Below are 15,913 nucleotides of genomic sequence, written 5' to 3'. Positions count from 1 at the left end.
TTGTTATACTATCTGTATATTCGTTGGATCGTTTCGAAGTGCGAAATCGGCTTCCGGCAATAGATTTCATTTTGCATTCCAAAGTTCAGAGGTAGTCATGATTAAGAAAATCGGTGTGTTGACAAGCGGCGGTGATGCGCCGGGCATGAACGCGGCAATCCGCGGTGTTGTGCGCGCAGCGTTGACGGAAGGGCTGGAAGTCATGGGCATTTATGACGGCTATCTGGGCCTGTATGAAGATCGTATGGTTCAGCTTGACCGTTACAGCGTATCTGACATGATCAACCGTGGCGGTACTTTCCTCGGTTCCGCCCGTTTCCCGGAATTCCGTGACGAAAATATTCGCGCTGTCGCGATCGAAAACCTGAAAAAACGCGGTATCGATGCGCTGGTAGTTATTGGCGGCGACGGTTCTTATATGGGTGCAAAACGTCTGACTGAAATGGGCTTCCCGTGCATCGGTCTGCCAGGCACTATCGATAACGACATCAAAGGCACCGACTACACTATCGGCTACTTCACTGCTCTCGGCACTGTAGTGGAAGCGATTGACCGTCTGCGTGACACCTCCTCTTCTCACCAGCGTATCTCTATCGTTGAGGTGATGGGCCGTTATTGCGGCGACCTGACGTTGGCGGCGGCTATTGCTGGCGGCTGTGAGTTTATCGTGGTGCCGGAAGTTGAATTTAATCGCGAAGATCTGGTGGCGGAAATCAAAGCCGGGATCGCGAAAGGGAAAAAACACGCTATCGTCGCTATTACTGAGCATATGTGCGATGTTGACGAACTGGCGCACTTTATTGAAAAAGAAACGGGCCGTGAAACGCGTGCGACGGTGCTCGGCCACATTCAGCGCGGTGGTTCCCCGGTACCTTACGATCGCATTCTGGCTTCCCGTATGGGCGCGTATGCTATTGACCTGCTGCTGGAAGGCCATGGCGGTCGTTGTGTCGGTATCCAGAACGAGCAGCTTGTTCATCATGACATCATCGATGCGATTGAAAACATGAAGCGTCCGTTCAAAAGCGACTGGATGGAGTGCGCGAAAAAACTGTACTGATTGTTTTTGCGCGCCTGATGGCGCTACGCTTATCAGGCCTACAGGTTGCAGAAACGTGTAGGCCGGATTAGGCGCTAGCCGCCATCCGGCAATCCCTCAGATTTATTCCTCTAAGTTATAGCCAATCTTTTTTTATTCTTTAATGTTTGGATCTCTTTCTGGCACGCTTTGCTCATCACAACACAACATAAGCGAGTCGGGCGATGAAAAAGTGGGGCGTGGGGTTCACATTATTGCTGGCGTCAACCAGCATTCTGGCAAAGGATATTCAGCTACTTAACGTATCGTATGATCCAACGCGTGAGCTGTACGAGCAGTACAACAAAGCGTTTAGCGCGCACTGGAAGCAGGAAACCGGCGACAACGTCGTGATCCGTCAATCGCACGGCGGTTCGGGTAAACAGGCGACTTCCGTTATTAACGGCATTGAAGCCGATGTCGTGACGCTGGCGCTGGCTTACGATGTGGACGCTATTGCGGAACGTGGTCGTATCGATAAAAACTGGATTAAGCGTCTGCCGGATAACTCAGCACCTTACACCTCCACCATCGTTTTCCTGGTCCGTAAAGGCAATCCAAAACAAATTCATGACTGGAACGATCTGATTAAACCCGGTGTGTCGGTGATTACGCCAAACCCGAAAAGCTCTGGCGGCGCACGCTGGAACTATCTGGCGGCATGGGGCTACGCCCTGCACCATAACAATAACGATCAGGCCAAAGCTCAGGACTTTGTGAAAGCCCTGTTTAAAAACGTTGAAGTGCTGGACTCCGGTGCGCGTGGCTCAACCAATACTTTCGTTGAACGCGGTATCGGTGATGTGCTGATCGCCTGGGAAAATGAAGCGCTGCTGGCGACGAACGAACTGGGTAAAGATAAATTCGAGATAGTGACCCCGAGTGAATCTATTCTCGCAGAGCCGACCGTTTCCGTAGTCGACAAAGTGGTGGAAAAGAAAGACACCAAAGCGGTAGCGGAAGCCTATCTCAAGTATCTCTACTCGCCGGAAGGGCAGGAGATAGCAGCGAAAAACTTCTACCGTCCGCGCGATGCTGACGTGGCGAAAAAATACGGCGATGCGTTTCCGAAGCTGAAGCTGTTCACCATTGACGAGGTGTTTGGCGGCTGGGCGAAGGCGCAAAAAGATCACTTCGCTAATGGCGGTACGTTCGACCAAATCAGCAAACGCTAAACCGTTTATAAACCCGGTAACGTATTATGTTACCGGGTTTTTTCTTTGCCACAATTTTGCGTTACTCTTCCCCGTCTATGGGTCACAGGGAACGCATAACATGAAAAAAACAGGTTACTTTTTACTGGCGGTGATAGTGATTGTCGCCGCGGCGGGCGTCGGTTACTGGAAATTTTCCGGCAATCCTGATGCGTTACGGGAAATTGTGCTTGAACAATGCCTGCCCGATCAGTTACAGCATCAAAACCCAGCGCCTTGCGCGGAAGTCAAACCTCGCGCCGGCTATGTCGTCTTTAAAGATCGTCACGGTCCGTTGCAATATTTATTGATGCCCACCTACCGTATCAACGGTACAGAAAGCCCGCTATTGCTGGAACCCGCTACGCCCAACTTTTTCTGGCTGGCCTGGCAGGCTCGCGGCTATATGAGTAAAAAATACGGGCATGATATTCCGGATAGCGCGGTCTCGCTGGCGATTAATTCGCGGCTTGGTCGTTCACAGGACCATTTGCATATCCATATTTCTTGCATCCGTCCTGACGTTCGGGAACAACTGGATAACGATCTCACGCGCATCAGCACTCGCTGGCTTCCGCTACCGGGCGACCTGATGGGGCATGAATACCTGGCGCGCCGGGTAACCGAGAGCGAACTGGCGCAGCGTAGTCCGTTTATGATGTTGGCGGAAGAGGTGCCGGAAGCGCGCGATCATATGGGACGCTATGGGCTGGCGGTGGTACGCCAAAGCGATGGCTCTTTTGTCCTGCTGGCGACCGAGCGTAATTTACTGACCTTCAACCGCGCATCGGCGGAAGAGATTCAGGACCATAGTTGCGCCATTTTGTCTTCCCGCTGATTTTCGTTCCACCCCCTGCTCATTATCTTATTGATTCTTATCCCGGTTTAAAACTGGGGTAAGATCGTGTCTATAAAAATATGTGAAACCGATCAAAAGATATAAAGGTATACCTTTATATCTTTTTGTGGTTAGTTACACTCTCTTCATAGCCTCCATAGATTGTCTGGTGGATGGCTTATATAAAAACGTTTTTATTTCATGTAGTGACATCATTAATTGTTCACCAGATTTGCGCTGTTAAGCGTAAAGGAATATCAACATGAAACTTTCTATCGTGGAAAAAATCGGCTTCGGCGCGGGAGATATGGCGATAAACGTTGTGATTATCGCCATGCAGCTGCTCCTCGCCTATTTCTATACCGATATCTACGGCCTGAGCGCTGCTGATGTTGGCGTACTGTTTGTGGTTGTGCGGATGATTGATGCCATTATCGATCCGGCCATGGGGGTTCTGACCGATAAACTGAATACGCGCTGGGGACGTTACCGCCCGTGGCTGCTGTGGTTTGCCATTCCTTTTGGTTTCGCCGTGTATTTGATGTTTATTACGCCTGACATGGCTTATATGGCCAAGCTGGCGTGGGCCTATGGCACCTATATTCTTATGACCCTGGTCTATACCGCGATCACCATTCCCTATATTTCGATGATTGGCGTCATTACCAGCGATCCCGTCGAACGGTTAAGCGCCAACGGCTATCGCTTTGTGATGACCAAGATTGCCGCTTTCCTGGTGACTATCGTCGTACCGATGCTTGCCGTCTGGCTGGGGCAGGGCAACAAGGCGCTGGGTTACCAGTTTTCGATGGGGCTGATGGGGGCGATGGGCGCCTTGCTGTTTATCTTCTGTTTTCTTACCACGCGTGAACGCAGCGAGCCGGAAATTACCTCGCTATCGGTGGGGAAACAGTTTAAATATCTGTTACGTAACGATCAGTGGATTATTCTCGGCGTTGTTATTCTGCTGCTGATGTGCGGTTATGTTATTCGCGGTTCCGTTGCCGCTTATTACGCCAAGTATTATCTGAACGGCGGAGATAGCCTGATTTCACCCTTTCTGACTACCGGCGTTGTTGCCTCTATTTTAGCGATGATCGCCACCACCTGGATAACCAAGTTCTGGGACAAAATTAAGATGTTCCGCTACACCCAGATCATTACCTTTGTCCTGAGCGCGCTGATGTATTTCTCCGTCGGGCGTGAAAATCTTATCCTGGCCTTTGCGTTCTATTTTCTTATTAATTTCTTCTGCGATATGCAAATGCCGGTGTTCTGGTCCTCTATCGCCGAAGCGGTGGATTACGGAGAAAAGAAAACCGGTCTGCGCGTTTCCGGGTTGGCGTTTGGCGGCATCCTCTTCTTCCAGAAGTTTGGGATGGGGATCGCGGGCGGGATACTCGGATTCCTGCTGAGCCACTTTGGCTATCAGGCCGATGTTGAACAGAGCGCGCGTTCGCTCACCGGTATTGCGCTGATGATGACGCTCATTCCGGCGCTGTTCCACCTTGCGGTTGGGCTGCTTATGAAAAAGTATCTGATTAACAACGAATATTATCGTGATATTCAGCTTGCCCTGGCGCAGAAACAGGCATAAGGAGGCGCAAATGAAGGCCATGAATAAGGTTTGGGTTATCGGCGATGCTTCCGTTGATCTGGTGCCGGAAAAACAGAACAGCTATCTGAAATGCCCCGGCGGAGCGTCGGCGAACGTGGGGGTATGCGTTGCCAGGCTGGGCGGGGAGTGCGGTTTTATCGGTTGTCTTGGCGACGATGACGCCGGCCGCTTCCTGCGCCAGGTTTTCCAGGATAACGGCGTGGATGTCTCTTCGCTGCGGCTGGATGCGGACCTGACCAGCGCGGTGCTGATCGTCAACCTGACGGCTGATGGGGAGCGTAGTTTTACCTATCTGGTGCATCCTGGTGCCGATACCTACGTCTCGCCGCAGGACCTGCCGCCGTTCAGGCAGTACGAATGGTTTTACTTCAGCTCAATTGGCCTCACCGACAGTCCCGCTCGCGAGGCGTGCCTTGAGGGAGCGAGAAGAATGCGTGAAGCGGGTGGTTACGTACTGTTTGACGTCAACTTACGCAGCAAAATGTGGCGCAATACCGATGAAATCCCTGAGCTGATCGCCCGCTCCACCGCGCTGGCTTCTATCTGTAAAGTCTCGGCAGATGAGCTGTGCCAGCTCAGCGGCGCCAGCCACTGGCAGGATGCGCGTTATTACCTGCGCGATCTGGGCTGCGACACCACCATCATTTCGCTGGGGGCCGATGGCGCGCTGTTGATTACCGCCGAGGGGGAGCTCCATTTTCCCGCACCGCGCGTCGATGTCGTCGATACCACGGGAGCCGGCGATGCTTTTGTCGGCGGCCTGCTGTTCACCCTTTCCCGCGCAAATTGCTGGGATCATGCCCTGCTGGCGGAAGCCATCAGCAATGCCAATGCCTGCGGCGCTATGGCGGTGACGGCAAAAGGCGCAATGACCGCTCTGCCGTTTCCTGAGCAGCTCAACACTTTTCTGTCCAGCCATTCGCTGGCACAAGCCATGACCGTGAAATAAGGAGTCATCATGCACGTTGATCAAAACAAAATACTGGGATGCCTGGTTGGCGCCGCCGCCGCGGACGCGATGGGAGCCGCGACGGAAGTACGCACCCAGCAGCAGATAAAAGACTATTTTGGCGGCTGGGTGACGACCTTTCAAAAACCGCCTGCGGACACGTTTGGCCGCTGCAATGAAGCGGGTATGTGCACGGATGATTTTATTCAGGCTAAGTACATTATGGACGCGCTGCTGCGCCATCAGCGTGAAGTCAGCGACGAAGCGATGCGCGAAGCTTTCCAACAGTGGCTGGATTATCCTTTCTACGCCAACTTTACCGGTCCGACGACGCGGGCGGCAATGAAAGCGATATTTAATGATAATCGCGCCTCTTTGCAGGGCGAGCTGGAAGGCGAAAAACAATCGGTACAGATCATTAATAAGGGTAATGCCGAAGCCACCAACGGCGCGGCTATGAAGATTTGGCCGGCGGCGGTGCTGCATCCTGGCGATATCGACGCGGCGATTGACTGCGCGCTGCAGATTTGCCGTTTTACGCATAATAACGTGCTGGCGATGTCCGGCGCAGCGGCGATGGCGGCGGCAACCAGCGAGGCGTTAAGAGCGCAGACCAACGCAGACAGCATTATTGCCGCCGGTATTTACGGTGCGCAAAGGGGCTATCTGCTGGCGCAGGAGCAAGGTGCGATGATGGTGGCAGGTCCTTCCGTTGCCCGACGCATTGAGCTGGCCGTAGATATCGGTAAACGTCATCGCCATTGGGAAACGGCGGTGGTGGAACTTGCTGATATTATTGGCTCCGGGCTGCACGTGAGTGAAGCGGTGCCGGCGGCCTTTGGCCTGTTCGCGTGTTGTCCGAATTCTGCCGTAGATGCTATTATCTCCGGCGTTAATATCGGCAATGATACTGATACTGTCGCCACCATGGTCGGGGCGATTTCCGGCGCATTCCATGGCGTGGAGGCTTTTCCCGCCGATTATTTAACGACTTTGGATCGTATGAATCATTTCGATTTGGCAGAACTGGCCAGGCAAATCGCAGGGTAGCGAATTCACCCTGCCGGGGACGGTAAAACGTCCCCTGCTGGCGAAGACGTGAGGTGCGCAGCTTGCAGGTTGATAAAACGAGCTTTACTCCGCTTTATAAGCAACTATTTTTTATCATCTGTCAGCAGATCCAAAATGGATCCCTGCCTTTAGGTAGTCAACTGCCGACGCAAAAAGAGATCGCCAGAGCCTACAACGTCTCGCTGATTGTGGTTAAACAGGCCTGGAGCGAATTAATCAATGCGGGCATTATTTCGTCGCAGCGCGGGAGTGGTTCGGTGGTGTGCTCGGTGCCGGAAGGCGTGAGCTACGGGCACACGTTTCGCGGTATTACCCGCGATCTCCAGGACGCCAGCGTGGCGATTGAGAACCGTATTCTGGAAATCGCGCCGCGCCGCGCGCGCGACGCTCAGGCAGACGGCTTGAGCCTGCCCGCACAGCATCACTATCTCTATATTTCGCGTATTCGTTGCCTGAATAACCGTCCATTTAACCATGAGAAAATTTATCTCGATCTTAGCTTCTTTCCCGATCTGCAACTCACACCGCAGGCGCTGGAGCATACGTCGCTTTATTCGTTATTAAACGTCACAAGCGACTCGGCGATAGAAAAAGTTGAGGCGATTTTACCTTCCGCTGACCTGTGCGAAAAATTGCAAATCGCCGCCAATAAACCGCTGTTATCTGTCGCCAGACAGACGTTTCAGGCCGGGAAGGACAGCCCTTTTGAGTATTGCCGCTATTACGTGCTGTCTGAATACTTTGGTGAAATTCATTATCACTGATCTGTCCGCTTAATCCTGCGATAACCTCACTATATCTGGCGTTTACCTGCCTGACTGTCCGTCGTATTCTTGCTGAAAAAATCGACAGGAGACAGGTATGTCGCTCTGGTTGTCCCATCCTCTGCTCCTCCCTTCCATCATCGTTGGCGTTACTATCCTTCTGTGGGCGACTTCGCTACTGCCGGAGTTTATGACCGCACTGCTATTTTTTGCTGTGGCGATGGGACCAGGGAAAGTTCCTGCGCGGGCGGGGATGCTGTGATGTATCGCGCTGGCGGGGGTACGCCAAAGCGATGGCTCTTTTGTCCTGCTGGCGACCGAGCGTAATTTACTGACCTTCAATCGCGCTTCTGCCGAGGAAATTCAGGATCATCAGTGTGATATCTTGAACCAACAGGTCATCAAATGACAGCTTGATATTGCATTAACGAATGCCGTTTGGAGGCCGGACAAGGCTCTCGTGGCGCTATCCGGCAAAATCTGGCGATGGCGCGGGCGTTACCAGGCCGGTGGATCCGCGGGGTGGCTGTCATTTTCCAGATGCGGCGATTTAATAAACACGCCTTTCCAGGGTTTATCGCCGTTATTAATGAGATAATGCGCCTCCCCAGGTTCGCACTGTAAAACATCTCCAGTTTGCAGGATATGAGGTGTTCCTTCCAGATACAGGCACACTTCACCGCTTAGGGTATAAAAAATCTCACAAGCGGTATTATGGCGATGGTTAGGGAATGACTGCCCTGGTTGTAGTATGACGACGCCCATATCGCAGCCCGGCCCACGGATTAAGTATTTAGGGCCATTATCGCCAAAGCGGTATTCATGATTCTTCTCATTCGTTTTTTGCATGCTTATTCTCCTGTTACAGGCCTGGCGCTTTCCAGAGGGATGTCGTTAAGCCACCATCGACCAGCGCGCGTTGATCCTGATAAACGGCCTGCCATTTTTCTCTGGCCTGCTGATAGACAGCGAAATTTTCAGGATTAGGTTTATGCTCCCGATCCCAGCGCACTAGCTTTTCTCCCGTTTCCGCCAGCGACGGCCAGATACCCACGCCAACGCCTGCGGCAATAGCGCACCCTAACGCGGTAGCTTCTTTGACGACAGGTACGTGAACGGTGAGTCCCGTAACGTCGGCAAGGATTTGGCTCCATAATTTGCCTTTAGATCCTCCGCCGGCAAAAACCAGCGAGTCGGCCTGTACGCCGGAAAACGCGGCAATTTGCTGTAAATTGCAGGCGGAAACAATGGCGGCATTCTCTTCCAGCGCGCGAAATAGGGTCGCTTTATTACACTTTTCAGGATCGATAGACAGATTGATAAACGACGGCGCGGCGTGGTACCAGCGTTTAAAACGCATAACGTCAGAGAAGATGGGCATCACACCGTGCGCGCCGGGAGGCACCCGGCTGGCCATATCTTCCAGCAGGGAATACGCATCAATACCTAACCTTTCAGCGATTAGTTTTTCCTCGGCGCAAAAGGCGTCGCGGAACCAACGCATCGTTAACCCAGTAAAAAAGCTAATAGATTCGGTTTGTACCATACCGGGGATCACATGAGGATTGATGCGAACGTTCATGTTTGGGTCGGTGACCGGCGTGGGAAGATTGACTACCTGTTGCCAGAAGGTTCCGCCCAGCACGGCCGTTTGCGCCGGGCGTACGACGCCCAGCCCCAGACAGCCTAACTGCACATCGCCGCCGCCAACGATGACCGGCGTACCCGCTTGCAGGTCGCACTGTTCAGCCGCTTTCTGTGAAATGTGACCGAGCAGCGTCCCGGTTTCTTTTACCGGCGAGAGAATGTCAGAACGCAGGCCCGCCATCTGTAACAGGCTACGTTTCCAGTTGCGGGTCACCAGATCCAATAACCCCGTCGTGCCTGCGTTGGAGGGATCGACCGCCAGTTCGCCGCTGAGCATAAAGGCCATCCAGTCGCTGATCATAGTGACGGTTGACGCGCGATGATAAATATCCGGACGATGGTGGGCAAGCCAGAGCAGACGCGGAATAGCGCTGAGCGCCAGCGTTTGCCCGGAGCAACGATAAACTTCCTCCTCAAAGGTGTTATCGTGCAGCTCTTTTAATTCACTGACTTCGTGCGCCGCGCGGGCGTCAACATTAGCGCAGGCCCAAATTGGTTCGCCGTTACTGTCATAAATAACAATGCCTTCACGCATCGAACAGGCCGATACGGCAGCGATAGCCGTTGCAGGAATGGCGGCTTTCTGTAGTGCCTGACGAATACACTGGCAAGCCAGTTGCCAGTTTTTGGCAAGATCAAACTCCATCGAACCAGGCACATCCGGCACGGCCAGATGCTGCCATTCCGCTTGACCGACAGCTATTTGCTTTCCTTGTAGATCAAAAATTACTGCTCTGACGCTACCGGTACCGGCGTCAAGAGCCATCAGGTAATGTCCTGATTCAGTATGGGTACAGAGTCGAGCCATTTTTTTATCCTCGGCTATTTTTACATCGTTACATAAAATCCTGTCAGTTATTGTTTATTGAATTGAGGTAAGTGTTGTTTTATTTTTTATTTTTCAATAAGTTGAATTATTTTCCCTGCGGTTTTCTGATCGGTAACCAGCGCATTGATATAGTTACCGCGCATAGCGGCAATAATAGCTTCTGCTTTTTGTTCGCCGCCGGCGACGCCAATCACGGTTGGGATCGTGGAAAGTGAATTTAACTTCAGGCCAATTAATTCGTTATGGATTTTGATGTCTGGAATAATTTCGCCATGAGCATCAAAAAAATAGCCCAGAATATCGCCTACTGCGCCTTTGCGGCCAATCATGAGTTGTTCACCCTGAGTGATATAGCCGGATTTTAAGATACTGGCTTGATCTTTCTGGTTAATTGCCCCAATCCCCACGATGGCGGCATCGGCAGCTTGCGCTGTGAGCATCACATCCCGCACGCTATTTTCATTGCGCAGCGTGCAGGCAATTTCCTGCGATGATGCGCGCAGCGGCGCGGGCATAATACTTACGCTACAAGCGGCATCAAGCTGGCCTATTCCGGTCATATACGGCCCCACGCCGCCGGATAACGTGACCAGTCGGATTTGTTGCGCCGAGATAAATCCGCTGAGGCGTTTTAATGTGGTCATCGTGGCTTCGCCAAAGCCGACGGCCAGTAGTTGCTGTGGCCGCAGTGACTCCATCAACATATGGGCGGCGCCGATTCCTAAGCGCAGACCAATATCGGCATCGGGTAATGCCGGCAGCACGCGGATATTCTGCAATGCGAAGTGGTTACGCAAGGCATTTTCATACTCAAGACACCCTTCGAAACGGGAGTTGATTTGTACGCGAATAATACCGGACTGATGCCCTTTCTCCAGCAGACGAGAAACCTTTAGCCGGGTTAACCCCAGACGCTCGCTGATTTCACTCTGCGTCAATCCATCGTGATAGTAGAACCAGGCAATACGCGCCACCTGCTCTTCTTCGCACATTCCATAATCAGATACCAACGTATTATCGCTCATTGTCATAACCTGGCTTTACTTTGAACATTTCTAAATCATTAACACAATTGTTCAGTTATCACTCCGAAATAACCGTGATTAACGCCACAAAAACGCGTCAAATCTGAACATTTATCATCTAAAAATTCATTTATTCAGAAAACGTGATCTGGATGAGAGTTTTTTGACCAAATAACTACTACCGTTTTGAACAATTTCTTTTTCAAAAAACATTTGTTCAGTCCCGTCAGTCAACATTGAGGGAGCGGAGGCAACATGCAAATCAGTCACAATACTGCATCCCCTCTGATTTGTGTGCAGAACATTTATAAAAGTTATTCCGGCGTCGAAGTACTAAAGGGAATTGACTTTACTCTGCATGCGGGAGAGGTGCACGCATTGCTTGGCGGCAATGGTGCGGGTAAATCAACATTAATGAAGATTATTGCCGGTATAGTCCCGCCAGATGGAGGGACTATCGATATTGCTGGTGTGCGTTGCAGTCATTTAACGCCTCTGAAGGCGCACCAGTATGGCATTTACCTGGTTCCCCAGGAGCCTCTGTTATTTCCGAGTTTATCGGTGCGGGAAAATATCTTGTTTGGCTTGCAGGGACGTCAGGCCTCCACGGAAAAAATGCAGCAGCTATTAAAGGCGATGGGATGCCAACTCGATCCGGCGAGCGCTGCGGGTACGCTTGATGTTGCAGACCGCCAGATCGTTGAAATTATGCGCGGCTTGATGCGCGACTCGCGAATCTTAATTCTTGATGAGCCCACGGCGTCGTTAACGCCAGCCGAAACTGATCGGTTATTTACGCGTCTGCAAGAGTTGCTGAAAAAGGGTGTCGGAATTGTATTTATTTCTCATAAGCTACCAGAAATTAGACAGTTAGCTCACTGCGTTAGCGTGATGCGTGACGGTAAAATCGCATTATTCGGAAAAACGCATGACCTTTCTACCGACGAGATTATTCAAGCTATCACCCCGGCAACGCAGGGCGTCAGTCTTTCCGCGAATCAAAAGTTGTGGCTGGAATTGCCTGGCAGCCGCCCGCAGAACGAACGCGGCGCGACGGTATTAGCGCTGGAGTCGCTGACGGGCGAAGGTTTTATGAATATCAACCTTGAGGTGCGGGCAGGCGAAATACTTGGTCTGGCCGGGTTGGTCGGCGCGGGACGCACAGAACTGGCTGAAACGCTGTACGGTATTAGACCGGTCAATGCGGGGCGGATGCTGTTCAATGGTGAAGAAATTAACGCCCTGACAACCCAACAGCGGTTGCAGCTCGGCCTGGTCTATTTGCCGGAAGATCGGCAGTCATCCGGGCTGTATCTTGACGCTTCCCTGGCATGGAATGTCTGTTCGCTGACCCACAACCAAAAAGGATTTTGGATAAAGCCCCAGCGGGATAACGCCACTCTTGAACGTTACCACCGCGCGTTAAATATCAAACTCAATAATGCCGAACAGGCGGCGCGTACTTTATCCGGCGGTAACCAGCAAAAAGTATTGATTGCCAAATGCCTGGAGGCCTCTCCGCAATTACTGATTGTCGATGAACCGACCCGCGGTGTCGATGTCTCCGCCCGCAGCGATATTTATCAGCTGTTGCGCAGTATCGCGCAACAAAATGTCGCGGTGCTGTTTATTTCCTCCGATCTGGAAGAGATAGAGCAGATGGCCGATCGCGTATATGTCATGCACCAGGGGGAACTGGGGGGGCCTGCGTTATGCGGCGAGGAAATTAACGTTGATACCATCATGCACGTTGCGTTTGGCGAACATGGTGCGTCGGAGGCAACATGTTGAAATTCATCCAAAATAATCGGGAAGCGACGGCACTGCTGGCAATAGTCTGTTTATTCGTGTTTCCTGGCGCGCTGGATAGCCAGTATTTGAGCGTGCAAACGCTGACAATGGTTTTCAGTAGCGCGCAAATTTTGATGCTGTTGGCGATTGGCGCGACGATGGTAATGCTCACCCGCAATATTGATGTATCGGTGGGCTCGACGACAGGCATGTGCGCGGTATTGCTGGGAGTGATGTTAAACGCCGGCTATAGCCTGCCGGTCGCCTGCCTGGCCACACTAATATTAGGAATTGTCGCCGGATTTTTTAATGGCGTACTGGTTGCCTGGTTGAAGATACCCGCCATTGTCGCCACGCTGGGAACGCTGGGCTTGTATCGTGGGATCATGCTGCTATGGACAGGGGGAAAATGGATTGAAGGATTACCCGCAGGCTTAAAGCAACTCTCTGCTCCGGTGTTTCTGGGAATTTCCGCAATCGGCTGGTTTACCCTGGTGTTAGCGCTGCTTATGGCCTGGCTCCTGGCGAAAACCGCCTTTGGCCGCAATTTTTACGCCACCGGCGATAACCTGCAGGGCGCCCGGCAATTGGGTGTCCGTACCGAGATGGTACGCATCATGGCATTTTCACTTAATGGCGGTATGGCGGCATTGGCTGGAATCGTGTTTGCCTCGCAGATTGGCTTCATTCCCAATCAAACCGGCACGGGGCTGGAAATGAAAGCCATCGCGGCCTGCGTCTTGGGGGGAATTAGCCTGTTAGGCGGGTCAGGCACGGTCATCGGCGCTATTCTCGGCGCTTATTTTCTTACGCAAATCGATAGTGTGTTAGTGCTGCTGCGCATCCCCGCCTGGTGGAACGATTTTATTGCTGGTCTGGTATTGTTGGGCGTACTGGTATTCGATGGGCGGCTGCGTTGCGCATTACAACGCAATCTGCGCCGCCAGAAATATGCCCGTTTTATATCACCACCCACTCCACTACAGGCGGAAGCAAAAACGCACGCACAACAGAATAAAAACAAAGAGGTGGCATGATGAATCCATGGCGACGCTATAGCTGGGAAATTGCGCTGGCAGCCTTATTGATCTTTGAAATTCTGGCTTTCGGTCTGATTAATCCACGTTTATTAGATATTAATGTCTTACTTTTTAGCACTAGCGATTTTATTTGTATCGGTATTGTCGCTTTGCCGCTAACAATGGTTATTGTCAGCGGTGGCATGGATATTTCATTTGGTTCTACAATCGGGCTATGCGCGATTACCCTGGGTGTGCTGTTTCAGCTTGGTATGCCGCTACCTTTAGCGATTATTATTACCCTACTACTCGGCGCAATATGTGGGCTGATAAATGCCGGACTTATTATTTATACCGGCGTAAACCCGTTGGTGATTACCCTGGGAACCATGTATTTATTTGGTGGTAGCGCATTATTGTTATCTGGTATGGCTGGCGCCACGGGTTATGAAGGTATTGGTGGATTTCCCACAGCGTTCACTGACTTTGCCAATATTTCATTTCTTGGTATTCCTATGCCGCTTATTTTTTTTCTTGTGTGCTGTTTGTTTTTCTGGCTGCTCATGCATCGCACGCATATGGGACGCAACGTTTTCCTGATTGGCCAGAGCGCCCGTGTCGCGCAGTACAGCGCGATCCCGGTGAATCGCACGTTGTATACCGTGTATGCCATGACCGGATGCGCCTCCGCTATCGCCGCCGTATTACTGGTTTCTTACTTTGGCTCCGCACGTTCGGATCTGGGCGCCTCTTTCCTGATGCCGGCCATTACGGCGGTTGTGCTGGGAGGCGCCAATATTTATGGCGGCTCCGGGTCGATTATGGGGTCCGCGTTGGCGGCGCTGCTGGTGGGATTTTTACAGCAGGGGCTACAGATGGCCGGAGTGCCGAATCAAATTTCCAGCGCATTGTCCGGTGCGCTTCTCATTGTTGTTGTCGTTGGTCGTTCCGTCAGTTTGCATCGTCACCAAATCCTTGAATGGTACTCACGCCGTCGCAATGCGCATCAGGCATGATTTCCTTTTGAAATTTATGGAGAAAAAAATGGCAAGACACAGCATTAAAATGATCGCCTTACTCACTGCGTTTGGTCTGGCATCTGCGGTAATGACCGTGCAGGCGGCAGAGCGGATTGCTTTTATTCCCAAACTGGTTGGCGTGGGCTTTTTTACCAGCGGCGGTAATGGCGCGCAGGAAGCGGGAAAAGCGCTGGGCATTGACGTAACTTACGATGGCCCTACAGAGCCCAGCGTCTCAGGCCAGGTTCAACTGGTGAATAACTTTGTCAATCAGGGGTATGACGCCATTATCGTTTCTGCCGTTTCGCCTGATGGCCTGTGCCCGGCGTTGAAGCGGGCAATGCAAAGAGGCGTGAAAATATTAACCTGGGACTCCGATACCAAGCCGGAGTGCCGTTCTTACTATATCAATCAAGGGACGCCAAAACAGCTCGGCAGCATGCTGGTAGAGATGGCCGCTCATCAGGTGGACAAAGAGAAAGCGAAAGTCGCTTTCTTCTATTCCAGCCCAACGGTGACCGACCAGAACCAGTGGGTAAAAGAAGCTAAAGCCAAAATTAGCCAGGAACATCCGGGGTGGGAGATAGTCACTACCCAGTTTGGCTATAACGATGCCACGAAATCGCTCCAGACGGCGGAAGGTATCATCAAAGCGTATCCCGATCTGGATGCCATCATCGCGCCTGACGCTAACGCTTTACCTGCTGCGGCACAGGCGGCGGAGAACCTTAAACGCAATAATCTCGCGATTGTTGGTTTTAGTACGCCGAATGTAATGCGCCCTTATGTTCAGCGCGGCACTGTTAAAGAGTTTGGCCTGTGGGATGTCGTCCAACAGGGAAAAATTTCCGTATATGTCGCCAACGCGTTGCTGAAAAATATGCCAATGAATGTCGGTGACTCACTGGATATTCCCGGCATCGGCAAAGTCACCGTTTCACCTAATAGTGAGCAGGGATATCACTATGAGGCAAAAGGTAACGGCATTGTGTTATTGCCGGAGCGTGTCATTTTCAACAAAGACAATATCGACAAATATGATTTCTGATAACTGTTATGTATCGACGGAGTA

The 15,913-nt window shown here is 51.7% G+C and carries 14 protein-coding genes and 2 pseudogenes; 13 read left to right on the top strand and 3 right to left on the bottom strand.

Features of this window, described 5'->3' with window-relative positions:
* Window positions 1-97 precede the first annotated feature (97 nt).
* From pfkA to NA389_RS19225, 9 genes and pseudogenes are all read left to right on the top strand, one after another.
* A complete protein-coding gene (pfkA, locus tag NA389_RS19265) occupies window positions 98-1,060 on the top strand; it encodes a 6-phosphofructokinase (RefSeq protein ID WP_000591793.1) in 963 nt (320 codons plus the stop codon).
* A gap of 203 nt (window positions 1,061-1,263) precedes the next feature.
* Window positions 1,264-2,253 (top strand): sulfate ABC transporter substrate-binding protein, encoded by a 990-nt coding sequence (locus tag NA389_RS19260; RefSeq protein WP_000758712.1) that lies wholly within the window; start codon window positions 1,264-1,266, stop codon window positions 2,251-2,253.
* A 100-nt stretch (window positions 2,254-2,353) separates the two neighbouring features.
* Window positions 2,354-3,109, top strand: a complete 756-nt coding sequence (locus NA389_RS19255; RefSeq protein ID WP_000750757.1) for a CDP-diacylglycerol diphosphatase — start codon at window positions 2,354-2,356, stop codon at window positions 3,107-3,109.
* A gap of 262 nt (window positions 3,110-3,371) precedes the next feature.
* On the top strand, window positions 3,372-4,706 hold the full coding sequence (locus NA389_RS19250; protein ID WP_000777322.1) for an MFS transporter: 1,335 nt from the start codon (window positions 3,372-3,374) through the stop codon (window positions 4,704-4,706).
* Window positions 4,707-4,716: 10 nt separating this feature from the next.
* Complete coding sequence (locus NA389_RS19245; RefSeq protein WP_000646495.1) at window positions 4,717-5,676, top strand: aminoimidazole riboside kinase; 960 nt, start codon at window positions 4,717-4,719, stop codon at window positions 5,674-5,676.
* A 9-nt stretch (window positions 5,677-5,685) separates the two neighbouring features.
* Entirely contained in the window at window positions 5,686-6,726 is a 1,041-nt protein-coding gene (locus tag NA389_RS19240) for an ADP-ribosylglycohydrolase family protein (RefSeq protein WP_000557875.1), read from the top strand.
* A 62-nt stretch (window positions 6,727-6,788) separates the two neighbouring features.
* Complete coding sequence (locus NA389_RS19235; protein WP_001535809.1) at window positions 6,789-7,511, top strand: GntR family transcriptional regulator; 723 nt, start codon at window positions 6,789-6,791, stop codon at window positions 7,509-7,511.
* A 97-nt stretch (window positions 7,512-7,608) separates the two neighbouring features.
* Window positions 7,609-7,734 (top strand): annotated as a pseudogene (locus tag NA389_RS19230) (hypothetical protein); the annotation flags it as partial.
* Between the two features lie 45 nt (window positions 7,735-7,779).
* A pseudogene (locus NA389_RS19225) lies at window positions 7,780-7,920 on the top strand (CDP-diacylglycerol diphosphatase); the annotation flags it as partial.
* An 89-nt stretch (window positions 7,921-8,009) separates the two neighbouring features.
* Here NA389_RS19225 and NA389_RS19220 read toward each other — a convergent pair.
* The 3 genes from NA389_RS19220 to lsrR form a co-directional block, all read right to left on the bottom strand.
* The gene (locus NA389_RS19220) at window positions 8,010-8,360 is read right to left on the bottom strand and encodes a cupin domain-containing protein (protein WP_001173080.1); all 351 of its coding nucleotides are present in this window, start codon (window positions 8,358-8,360) and stop codon (window positions 8,010-8,012) included.
* Between the two features lie 13 nt (window positions 8,361-8,373).
* Window positions 8,374-9,966 (bottom strand): autoinducer-2 kinase, encoded by a 1,593-nt coding sequence (gene lsrK, locus NA389_RS19215; protein WP_000113088.1) that lies wholly within the window; start codon window positions 9,964-9,966, stop codon window positions 8,374-8,376.
* A gap of 86 nt (window positions 9,967-10,052) precedes the next feature.
* Complete coding sequence (gene lsrR / locus NA389_RS19210; protein ID WP_001283049.1) at window positions 10,053-11,012, bottom strand: transcriptional regulator LsrR; 960 nt, start codon at window positions 11,010-11,012, stop codon at window positions 10,053-10,055.
* Between the two features lie 255 nt (window positions 11,013-11,267).
* Here lsrR and lsrA point away from each other — a divergent pair, with 255 nt between their 5' ends.
* From lsrA to lsrB, 4 genes are read left to right on the top strand one after another with little or no spacing between them, the layout of a single operon-like run.
* Window positions 11,268-12,803 (top strand): autoinducer 2 ABC transporter ATP-binding protein LsrA, encoded by a 1,536-nt coding sequence (gene lsrA, locus NA389_RS19205; RefSeq protein WP_001167248.1) that lies wholly within the window; start codon window positions 11,268-11,270, stop codon window positions 12,801-12,803.
* Window positions 12,797-13,840: an autoinducer 2 ABC transporter permease LsrC gene (gene lsrC / locus NA389_RS19200; RefSeq protein WP_000911133.1), complete on the top strand. Its 1,044-nt coding sequence runs from the start codon at window positions 12,797-12,799 to the stop codon at window positions 13,838-13,840. Before lsrA ends, lsrC begins: the two co-directional genes overlap by 7 nt.
* On the top strand, window positions 13,837-14,838 hold the full coding sequence (gene lsrD, locus NA389_RS19195; RefSeq protein ID WP_000981826.1) for an autoinducer 2 ABC transporter permease LsrD: 1,002 nt from the start codon (window positions 13,837-13,839) through the stop codon (window positions 14,836-14,838). Before lsrC ends, lsrD begins: the two co-directional genes overlap by 4 nt.
* 28 nt (window positions 14,839-14,866) lie before the next feature.
* The gene (lsrB, locus tag NA389_RS19190; protein ID WP_000090739.1) at window positions 14,867-15,889 is read left to right on the top strand and encodes an autoinducer 2 ABC transporter substrate-binding protein LsrB; all 1,023 of its coding nucleotides are present in this window, start codon (window positions 14,867-14,869) and stop codon (window positions 15,887-15,889) included.
* Window positions 15,890-15,913 lie beyond the last annotated feature (24 nt).

Source organism: Salmonella sp. NW645 (assembly GCF_051703725.1).
Classification (GTDB): domain Bacteria; phylum Pseudomonadota; class Gammaproteobacteria; order Enterobacterales; family Enterobacteriaceae; genus Salmonella; species Salmonella enterica.
Note: the sequence above shows the minus strand (reverse complement) of the source record. Positions and strands in the feature narration are given on the sequence as shown.